The organism is Streptomyces sp. NPDC002889, from assembly GCF_042888425.1.
Classification (GTDB): domain Bacteria; phylum Actinomycetota; class Actinomycetes; order Streptomycetales; family Streptomycetaceae; genus Streptomyces.
Genome location: NZ_JBIAPT010000044.1, coordinates 16,367 through 25,516, shown reverse-complemented (window position 1 = coordinate 25,516; position 9,150 = coordinate 16,367). Strand labels below are relative to the sequence as shown.

Below are 9,150 nucleotides of genomic sequence, written 5' to 3'. Positions count from 1 at the left end.
CTCTCTCGGACGGAACCACGTTCGAGCACGGCGAGTGGCTGACCGAGAAGGAGAAGACCAAGCTCCTGCGCCTGGAGCAGCGCGCCGCCCGGCGCCAAGCAGCACCGCAAGCCCGGCGTGCGCACCAGCCGCCGGCTGCACCGCACCTACGACCAGATCGCAGGACTGCGCGCGAGACAGTTCTCAGCCGGTACGTGAGGCCCTTGGACCGCAAGGGGGTATGCCATCACCTGGCAAATGATGGTCGGCTGACATGGTGTGAAGAAGCCGCATGAACCCGCTCAACAGCCCGCTGGAGATCGGGGTGCGGGCGCTGATCCTGCTGGCCGAGAGCCACCCCCAACCGCTCGACCTGGCGCAACTGGCCGTGCTGGACCACGCCGTTTTGTACAGCGGCGATCTCGACGGCCCGCCCAGCCTTCACCCGTCCCTGCCCGGCCACACGGGCGGGCTGGGCATGAAACGCACCGTGCTGGAACAAGCACTGCTGGTCCTGATCCGCGCCGGGCTCGCCGGCGTGGAGGCGGACGAGACCGGCCTGGTGTACCGCGCCACCGAGCGCGGGCCCGCCTTCGTCGACATCCTCGAGGCCCCCTATGCAGGGCGGCTGCGCGAGCGGGCCGAGTGGGCCGTGCACCACTGGGCGCCGCAGACCGACGTACGCGCCGCCACAGCGGCCCTGCTGAACGACTCCATGTCCTCATCCACGCCATTCGAGGGCCGTCGTGACTGAGCTGCAGCTGACCCATCTCACCTATGCCGGGTCCAATGTGCCCCTGCGCAGATCGTCTTCGGCCCGGAGCTGACCGTCATCTACGGCACCTCCGACACCGGCAAGCCCTTCATCGTCAAGTCGATCGAGTACATGCTGGGCGGCGCCGACCTGACGATGGTGCCGGAGGCGGACGGCTACACCCAGATTCTTCTGGGGCTGCTCATGCCGGACGGCACCCCCCTGACCCTGGTCCGCGCCCCCGACAGCAACAGCATCCACCTGTACAACGAGGATCTGCACGATCAGGTGATCCGCACCCCGGATGCGACGGTCACCGCGGTCCACAATGCCCGCAGCAAGAACAGCCTGTCGATTCATCTGCTGCGCGCGCTGGGCGTGGACGAGATCCTGATCCGCAAGAACGAAGCGGGCGGAACCCTCTCTCGCGCTGACCGACTTGGTGCACCGCCCGGGCATCGAGCCGATGCTGGGCAGGGCCGGCGCCTTCAGGCGAGCTGGCGGCCGGGGTCGTCCATGGCCTGGGCGGTCGCTGAGAAGGGGAGCGGGCGGCATTCGCATATCCGGCCTGGCGGAGGGCGGGTAGCAGGCCGGGGACGGTCCGCAGCCGCTCGATCTCCCGCGACGGCACGCCGAAGCCGTCGAGTACTGCGCCGTCTGCGCTCTTGAGCCGGGGTGCGTCGCGGAGGCATCCATGTAACGTGTTCGCCCACAGTTCTTCCCCAAGTGGATCAAGAACACCTACGGCGATGGGAAGGAGGCTCACCCTAACCGCGGCTCACAGGCAGTCGAGTTCACCGTGGTCTTCCGAGCCCAGCACGGCCCTGGTCCCTTTTATAACCTGCTGTGCTCGGGCGTGACCTGGGATGTGTGTCGCTCAGTGAGTGGTGTGCATCGTGAAGTCGCGGGTCACGGGTCTGGTGTGAATGGCGAGTTGGGTACTCGCGCCGGTCAGAGGCCGATGACCATGGCGTAGATCATCGGACAGGTCCGGCTCCGGCGGGATGCTGGGTTTGGCTGCCCCCACGACCGGCCCCCGCCTACGATCCGTCAGCAGGTCGGCACGCCGTGAGAACACGGGAGGGCGCAGGGGATGCGGGAGCGGCAGTGGATCACCGCCCGCCGGAGCGAACTGGACGCCCTCGCCGAGGAGTTGGCCAAGCAACTCCAGGAGGTCCAGGCCGAGCGGGATGAACTGGCGATCGCGGAGCGGGTGCTGAACCGCCTGGCCGAGCAGGCCCGGGCCCGACGCCGGGGCGCCGCGACCGTGACCGCCGCCGTCGACGTGCGCGACACCCGGCAGTGCGCGCAGGCGGTCGACCAGGCGCTGGACCGGTTCGGCACGGTGGACGTGCCGGTCAACAACGCCGGAATCGCCTCGCCCTCGGGGAAGATCGCCCACGACATCACCGAGCAGGAGTGGTCGCTCATGCTCGACATCGACCTCTCCGGCGCCTGGCGGATGATGAAGGCGGTCGCACCGGTGATGGTCCAACGCAAGTTCGGCAGCATCATCAACGTGTCCTCGACCGCGGGAACGGTCGGATACCGGCGTTTCGCGAGCTACGTCGCAGCCAAGCACGGGCTGATCGGACTGACCAAGGCTGCAGCCCTGGACTACGCCCCGATGCGGGTTCGGGTGAACGCGTTGTGCCCCGGCTCGGTCCGCGACGACCCGGTGCTGGAGGGCCGGATGCTCGCCGAGATCACCCGATCGCTGGAGGTGCCGGTTGCCGACCACGAGCGGATCTTCGTCCGGGACCAGCCGATGAACGCGCTGATCGAGCCGTCCGACATCGCGAACGCGGCACTGTGGCTCGCGACGGACGAGTCCCGCCAGGTCACTGGCAGCGCGCTGACCGTGGACGGCGGCTTCACGTCCCGATGACCAGGAGGTCCCACCCATGACGACATCGACGATCGATGAACTGGCCGCCGGATGCCACAGCCTCGTGCTGCGGCTGCCCGGCACAGCCGATCCGCAGCGCCTGCTGTCCGCGGCGGTATCCGATCCGGTCCAGGTCTGGCAGACCCCGGTGCCGGCCCGTGCCGACGAGCCGATGGCCCGGGACCGCAGGCGCGCCGAGTCCCTGCGGCCGATCCACCAGGACGGCCCCCCCATGCGAGCCGTGGCCCTGCACTACATCGACGGGACCACGGACCTGGTGCTGGTGGCCGTCCGCGCGGTGATCCCCCCGGCCGCACTGCGCCGGGTCGCCCGGCTGCTGCTGGACGGCCCCGGTGAGAGCATGCCACCGTGGCCCGCCATCGACCGGCCGGGCCCCGCGCACCGCGGCCGCCTGGAGTGGGGCCTGGGCGATCCACAGCTGCGCGGGGTCACCGGCAGCGCGCAGATCGACCTCACGGCGCTCGGCGGACAAGCCGGACAGCCCCTGCTGCCCGCGATCGCACTGGCCGTGAGCCGGTACAGCGGCGGGAACCGGACGGAACTGGGCGTGCTGGACCTGGACAACGGCACAGGCGAGGACATCCGCGTCCATCCGTTGGACGAGCATCCGCAAGGCTCGATCGCGGACTTCCTGCACCGGTTCGACCAGGCACCGCTCACCCCCCAAGAGCCGCCGCCGGTCGGGGTCGTCCTGAGCCCGGCCTTCGAGGAGGGCAGTTACACGGCCTGCCTGGCCCCGGTCTTCCCGCTCACCATCCAGCTCGACCGCGGCTCGGCGCGCGCGAACTGCCGGTTCGACCAGGGCATTGTGGACGCCTCCATCGCGCAGCAGTTCTGCGCGCACGTGGCCCACCTGGCCGAGCAGCTGGCAAACAGCGCGGCACAGCGGCCGCTGTCCGGGCTGGAACTGCTGCCGCACGCCGAACGGGCGGCACTTCTGCGGGCGGGCGGCGCAGGCAATGCCGCACTCGTGCGGGGGCGGATCGACCGCGCCTTCGAGGAGGTGGCCGCCAAGCAGCCGGAGGCCGTGGCGCTGCTGGTCGGCGAGGAGGAGCTGACCTACCGGCAACTGGACGAGCGAGCGGACGCGGTGGCCGCAGGCCTGCGCGCACTGGACATTGCACCGGGCAGCCGGATCGGTGTCTGCCTGGAACGGGACGCCGACCTGGTGGTCACCCTGCTCGGCGTGCTCAAGGCAGGCTGCGCGTACGTGCCGATGGATCCGCGCTATCCGGCGCAGCGCCTGAGCTTCACCGCCCGCAACGCGGCCATGCCCGTCATCATCACCTCCGCACCGAACTTCCCTTCGGTTCCCGGGACTCAGCTGCTGACCCCGCGCGCACTGACCCAACTGGCCGAAGGTCGGACGGCGGACGGTGCACGCCCCGTCGACGGGGGCGAGGACCCCGCCTACGTGATCTACACATCCGGTTCCACCGGCACGCCCAAGGGCGTGGTGGTGCCGCACCGCAACGTGCTGGCGCTGCTGCAGGCCACCGCCGAGGATTTCGCTCTCGGCCCCGACGACACCTGGACGCTGTTCCATTCCAGCGCCTTCGACTTCTCCGTCTGGGAGATCTGGGGCTGCCTGCTCACCGGCGGCCGGCTGGTCGCCGTGCCCTACTGGACCACCCGCGACACCGAGGAGTTCTATACCCTGCTGGCCGAGCAGCGCGTCACGGTGCTCAACCAGACACCGTCCGCGTTCGCGCAACTCATCCGCACCGACCAACGCGTCCGCCGGGACCTGGCCCTGCGGCTGGTCATCTTCGGCGGCGAACCACTGGACGTGCGCATGCTGGCCCCCTGGTTCGCCCGCCACCCGGCCAGCGACTGCCGGGTGGTCAACATGTTCGGCATCACCGAGACCACCGTGCATGTCACCGCCCAGACGGTCACCCCGCACGAAGTCGTCGTCGGCTCACGATCGGTCGGCCGTCCACTGCCGGGGTGGTCGGTGTCCATCCGCGACGAACAAGGACGGGTGCTGCCGCCCGGGGCCTCCGGCGAGATCTACGTCGGCGGCGCCGGAGTGGCCAGCCACTACCTCGGCCAAGACGAGCTGACCCAGCAGCGGTTCATCCTCGACGAATCCACCGGCGAACGGATCTACCGCAGCGGCGACAAGGGTCGGCTGCACCTCGACGGCCGCCTGGACCACCTCGGCCGACTCGACAACCAGGTCAAGATTCGCGGACACCGCATCGAACTCGACGAGATCCGCACCGTGCTGCTGGGCGCACCCCATGTGACCGCCGCGGCCGTCGTCGTCAACCGCGACCAGCCCGACGACCCCGCCAGCAGCCGGATCGACGCCTACATAGTCCTGGAGACAGCAGGCGACCGCGCACCCGTACTCGCGCACGCCAAAGCCACACTCCCCGACTACATGACACCCGCGACGATCACCCAAGTCACCGAAATCCCGCTGACCATCAATGGGAAGCCCGACACCACCAAACTGCCCGACCCGCGCACCGCACCGGCCGACCCCGGCACCCCCGAACCCGAACCGGCCACCAACACAATCGCCGACACCATCCTGAACATCTGGAGCAAGCAACTCAACACTCTGGTGAACCCTCAGGACAACTTCTTCACCCTCGGCGGAAACTCACTCCTCGTCGTCCGAGTCCTCGCCGAAATGCGGGAACAAAACCTACCCAAGGTCTCACCCAGGCAGTTCTACAGCCACTCCACCGCGGCACAGTTCGCCGAACTCGTCCAACAACTCAGTGAGACCAGCCACTGAGCTTGGCGTTCAGTCTGGATCTATCGTGACGGCCCGTCGGTTCTCCGACGGGCCGTTTCGTCCGTTCGGGCCGTAGGCGGCAGCCCGATGGCCGGTACCTTGTTTTCCGTGACTTTCCAGATTGCCCGATCGGATCTTGACATCGCCGTCTGTGCGAGCTGGCGGACGGCGGAGAACAGCTGGGAGAGGTCGTAAGCCATCTCGCCGGGCCGTTGCGGGGTGCCGACACCGAGGAAGTGCAGGTCAGCGAAGGCGGCGGCCTCCGCATAGGAAGCAGTGAACTTCAGCCGCCCGTTCGTGGTGTGCTTGGCCAGCAGCTCGTCGAGATCGCGTTCGAAGAACGGGGCTTTGCCGGAGTTGAGGGCGGCGACGTTGTCCATGTTCGGGTCCATGCCGAGGACTTCGTGGCCGAGTTCGGCCATGCAGGCAGTATGGGTGGCGCCGAGATAGCCGCAGCCGATCACGGTGAGCTTCATGAGCTGGTGTCCTTCCAGTGGTGCGGGTGGGGACCGCCGCAGGCGGCCCCCACCCGTCATCGGGGAAGGCGCCGCTTGGGCGGAAGGCTGGTCAGGTAGCGGTGGATGCCGTCCCGGATGAAGAACGGGATCTTGAGGTCGTCCAGGAAATCGGGGGCGAAGAACTGGAGCTTGACGCCCTCGGCCAGCGGGAGCTGGGTCTCGTCGCCGTCCCAGTGGGCGGAGAAGAAGGTGATCAGCTGTCCGGAGCCGTGCTCGTCGCGGATCTCGCAGACGTCGCGCAGACTCCCGACCTCGGTGCCAATGCCTGCTTCCTCGTCCAACTCGCGACAGATCGCGTCGAGGGCGCCCTCTCCCGCATCGCAGCCGCTGCCCAGCAGGCTCCAGTAGCCGGGCCAGGCGATGCCGCCGATGTCATCACGGAGGTGGAGGAGGAGTTCGCCGCGGTCGTTGACGATGATCGCGACCGCCCCGCGGGCGGTGGCCGGCTCTTCGGCGGCGGTGGTGTCGGAGTGCATGGCGACACCGTAGTGAGATCAGAGAAGATCACGCGGCAGCCGCCCTCACGCTCTGGTCGCAAAATCACGCGGCTGCCATCAGGGCCTGCATCCTGGTGCGGTCGAACCGGCCGCCCGGGGTGAGCCCGCGTTCCAGCAGCGGCCGCAGAGCGGCCGGGGCGTCCAGGAGGGCGGTGTTGATCCGGGCATCGGTCCAGCCGGAGAGTTTGCCCGTCAGCCAGGACGGAACGGGGCTGGCGAAGCCGAGCTTGTCCCGCGGCAGAGCGCCTTCGCGGCGTCCCGCAGGATCTGCTTGCCCTGATCGGGACGACAGATCTTGTGCTCCGGGGGCAGCCGGTAGGACAGCTCGACCAACTCGCGGGCCAGATAGGGAGAGCGGCGCTCGAGCGCGAATGCGGAGGCGAGCTTGTCGCTGGTCATCACCAGCGGCCGCCAGGCCGTCGCGAGATCGGCGAGCGTTAGCCCCCTCGCCAGGTCCTCACCGGCCTTCTCCATGGCCGCGGTCACCAGATCGCGGATCCGCCGGTCGGGGTCGGGGCCGCGCAGGACGAGCCGGGTGACGGCCTCGGCGGGCACCAGCGACGACCACCACCATCGCCCGCACCTACGGCACGGTCGTGGTCGAAGCACTCACCATCACGAACATGGTCACGTCGGCCAAGGGAACCATCGAGAAGCCGGGGAAGACGTTGCCCAGAAGGCCGGGCTGAACCGCACCATCGCATCCCAGGCGTGGAACCGCACGGTCACGATGCTGACGTACAAGAGCGCCCAGCACGGCGGCACCCTGGTCGAAGTCCCCGCCCCCGGCACCTCCCAGCGCTGCTCAGCATGCGGCTTCACCACGCCCGGCAGCCGGGAAGACCAGGCCACGTTCGTGTGCAGGAACCCCGATTGCGGCTGGTTCGGCAACGCCGACCACCACGCAGCCCGGAACATCTTGCACCTGTACCGGATCGGCCTCGTGGCCATCCCGGCGGCTGGAAGAGCAGTCGCCAGACGCGCTCGTCGCGTCAAGCCTCCCACCGCAAGGTAGGGCGGAATCTCCATCCTGAGCTCAAGAAGTGAGGGGAGCGCTTCAATCGAAGGCCTTCAGGGTGTCCTCACCGTCGGTCCACCAGACGCCGAGCCTTTGGCGGACCAGGAGCCAGCCGTCCGGGCCCCGACGGAATTCCCAGTCGTAGGGGCCGCCCATGGAGTAGGGAGAGGAGGTACTACCAGGTGCGGCGACGCCGACGAACCACATATAGCCGATGCCAGTTGCCCGGTCGCCCTCTACGTCGAAGTACATGTTGAGGATGTGATGCTGCATGCTCGAGTAGGGCGATTCCGCCTCTTCCACCTTCGCCCGGACCGCCTCTTTTCCGTGGGTCTTCTCCCACGGCCCGAACTCCAGTACCGCGTCCTCGGCCCAGCATTCGATCCAGGTCCGCCAGTCCTTGCCGTCCAGCGCCCTCCACCCGCGGATCATGAGGGCGCGCAGAGCTTCCTTGTCCTCCAAGGCCCTCAGTCTGCGGGCCAGGCTGTCGTAGTCGGCAGCAGTGTGTGGCATGTCGTTTCCTTCCCGGAGGGGTCATTGGGCGCTTGCGGCGGGACGGACGACGATTTCGTTGACGTCGACCTCCGGAGGCTGGGAGACGGCGTAGGCAATGGCCCCCGCAACGGCGGAGGCGGGCAATGCTACGGCGCGGTAGGTCTTCATGGCTTCCCTGGCAGCAGGGTCGGAGATGCTGTCGGCGAGTCCGGACTCGGTCACGCCCGGGGAGAGGAGAGTGACCCGGATATTCCCGGTGGACTCCTGACGCAGTCCTTCGGAGATCGCGCGGACGGCGAACTTGGTGGCGCAATAGACGGCGGCGGTGGGAGATACCTCGTACGCGCCGACGGAGGCGATGTTCACGAAGTGCCCGCCGCCCTGGGCGCGCATCGCGGGCAGGGCGGCCGCGATACCGTGCAGAACCCCCCGCACGTTGACGTCGATCATCCGGTCCCACTCGTCGACCTTCAGCGCTTCCAGCGGCGAGAGCGGCATCACTCCGGCGTTGTTGACCACCACGTCCACTCGGCCGTAGCGCTCACGGGCGGCGGACACGAAGGCCCGGACATCGGCGGCATCCGTGACATCCAGCCGCCGGAACGCCGCAGTGCCGCCTGCGGCGGTGATCTCCCTAGTCAGCGCATCGAGACGATCGGTGCGCCGCGCTCCAAGGAACAAGCGATGGCCGTCGGTGGCAAGCCGGCGGGCGGTCGCCTCTCCGATCCCGCTGCTCGCTCCGGTGACCGCCACGACCTTGGGTGTGTCTGTCATGCCTGATTTCCCTCTCGGTAGAGCACGAGATGCTCGTGGTAGAGCACACCGTCACGGATGTCGCCCGTCGCAGTGAACCCGGAGTCGTCGACGTAATCGATGTGGCTGCCGGTCACCGTGTAGAGGCCCGTGTACGCGCCGCGCCGGCTTCCGCGGGCCTCGTCGTACCTGCCGTCCGCCCGCAACTCCTGGCGGATGTGACCGTCCGCGGTCACCCACATGCCGATCACGTCGGCATTGCCCTCCTCCGTCTTCCCCGTCATGACGGGGCTCCCCTCGTCCATGGGCAGATCTGTCCTGCCCGACCGAGTCTGGACAGGCCGAAGACCGCCGACCAGGACGTGTGTTGGGGGGGGGGGGGGGGCCCCCCCCCCCCACCCCCCCCCCCCCCCCCCCCCCCCCCCCGCGCCCCCCCCCCCCGGGGGGGGTTGACAGCGCCCCCCCGGGGGCGCCG

The 9,150-nt window shown here is 68.8% G+C and carries 11 protein-coding genes and 1 pseudogene; 6 read left to right on the top strand and 6 right to left on the bottom strand.

The window, feature by feature from the left end; translation table 11 throughout:
• The 5 genes from ACFYWI_RS37110 to ACFYWI_RS37090 all read left to right on the top strand — a co-directional run.
• Nucleotides 1-275, top strand: a 275-nt coding sequence (locus ACFYWI_RS37110; RefSeq protein ID WP_389240386.1) for an ABC-three component system protein, incomplete at its 5' end; no start/stop codon positions are given.
• A complete protein-coding gene (locus ACFYWI_RS37105) occupies nucleotides 272-733 on the top strand; it encodes an ABC-three component system middle component 2 (RefSeq protein WP_389240384.1) in 462 nt (153 codons plus the stop codon). The genes ACFYWI_RS37110 and ACFYWI_RS37105, both read left to right, overlap by 4 nt.
• Before the next feature lie 132 nt (nucleotides 734-865).
• Nucleotides 866-1,402, top strand: a complete 537-nt coding sequence (locus tag ACFYWI_RS37100) for a hypothetical protein (RefSeq protein WP_389240382.1) — start codon at nucleotides 866-868, stop codon at nucleotides 1,400-1,402.
• Between the two features lie 424 nt (nucleotides 1,403-1,826).
• On the top strand, nucleotides 1,827-2,621 hold the full coding sequence (locus tag ACFYWI_RS37095) for an SDR family oxidoreductase (RefSeq protein WP_389240379.1): 795 nt from the start codon (nucleotides 1,827-1,829) through the stop codon (nucleotides 2,619-2,621).
• A gap of 16 nt (nucleotides 2,622-2,637) precedes the next feature.
• Complete coding sequence (locus ACFYWI_RS37090) at nucleotides 2,638-5,394, top strand: amino acid adenylation domain-containing protein (protein WP_389240377.1); 2,757 nt, start codon at nucleotides 2,638-2,640, stop codon at nucleotides 5,392-5,394.
• 20 nt (nucleotides 5,395-5,414) lie between these two features.
• On the opposite strand, the gene ACFYWI_RS37085 is transcribed toward ACFYWI_RS37090, so the two are convergent.
• The 3 genes from ACFYWI_RS37085 to ACFYWI_RS37075 all read right to left on the bottom strand — a co-directional run bounded on the left by ACFYWI_RS37085 (nucleotide 5,415) and on the right by ACFYWI_RS37075 (nucleotide 6,964).
• A complete protein-coding gene (locus tag ACFYWI_RS37085; protein ID WP_389240375.1) occupies nucleotides 5,415-5,870 on the bottom strand; it encodes a hypothetical protein in 456 nt (151 codons plus the stop codon).
• 56 nt (nucleotides 5,871-5,926) lie between these two features.
• Nucleotides 5,927-6,388, bottom strand: coding sequence for an NUDIX domain-containing protein (locus ACFYWI_RS37080; RefSeq protein WP_389240373.1), 462 nt, complete (start codon nucleotides 6,386-6,388; stop codon nucleotides 5,927-5,929).
• A 213-nt stretch (nucleotides 6,389-6,601) separates the two neighbouring features.
• Nucleotides 6,602-6,964, bottom strand: coding sequence for an asparagine synthase-related protein (locus tag ACFYWI_RS37075; protein WP_389240371.1), 363 nt, complete (start codon nucleotides 6,962-6,964; stop codon nucleotides 6,602-6,604).
• 5 nt (nucleotides 6,965-6,969) lie between these two features.
• On the opposite strand from ACFYWI_RS37075, the pseudogene ACFYWI_RS37070 reads away from it, so the two are divergent.
• Nucleotides 6,970-7,424: pseudogene (locus ACFYWI_RS37070) on the top strand (RNA-guided endonuclease InsQ/TnpB family protein); the annotation flags it as partial.
• A gap of 42 nt (nucleotides 7,425-7,466) precedes the next feature.
• Here the strand turns inward: ACFYWI_RS37070 and ACFYWI_RS37065 are convergent.
• Genes ACFYWI_RS37065 through ACFYWI_RS37055 form a run of 3 tightly spaced genes read right to left on the bottom strand, consistent with a single transcriptional unit; the run spans nucleotide 7,467 to nucleotide 8,959 of the window.
• Nucleotides 7,467-7,940 (bottom strand): nuclear transport factor 2 family protein, encoded by a 474-nt coding sequence (locus ACFYWI_RS37065; protein ID WP_389240369.1) that lies wholly within the window; start codon nucleotides 7,938-7,940, stop codon nucleotides 7,467-7,469.
• A 21-nt stretch (nucleotides 7,941-7,961) separates the two neighbouring features.
• Nucleotides 7,962-8,696 carry an SDR family oxidoreductase gene (locus ACFYWI_RS37060; RefSeq protein WP_389240367.1) on the bottom strand — a complete coding sequence of 245 codons (735 nt, stop codon included), beginning with the start codon at nucleotides 8,694-8,696 and terminating at the stop codon, nucleotides 7,962-7,964.
• Nucleotides 8,693-8,959 (bottom strand): Atu4866 domain-containing protein, encoded by a 267-nt coding sequence (locus tag ACFYWI_RS37055; RefSeq protein WP_389240365.1) that lies wholly within the window; start codon nucleotides 8,957-8,959, stop codon nucleotides 8,693-8,695. The genes ACFYWI_RS37060 and ACFYWI_RS37055 overlap by 4 nt, the downstream gene beginning before the upstream one ends.
• Between the last annotated feature and the right edge of the window lie 191 nt (nucleotides 8,960-9,150).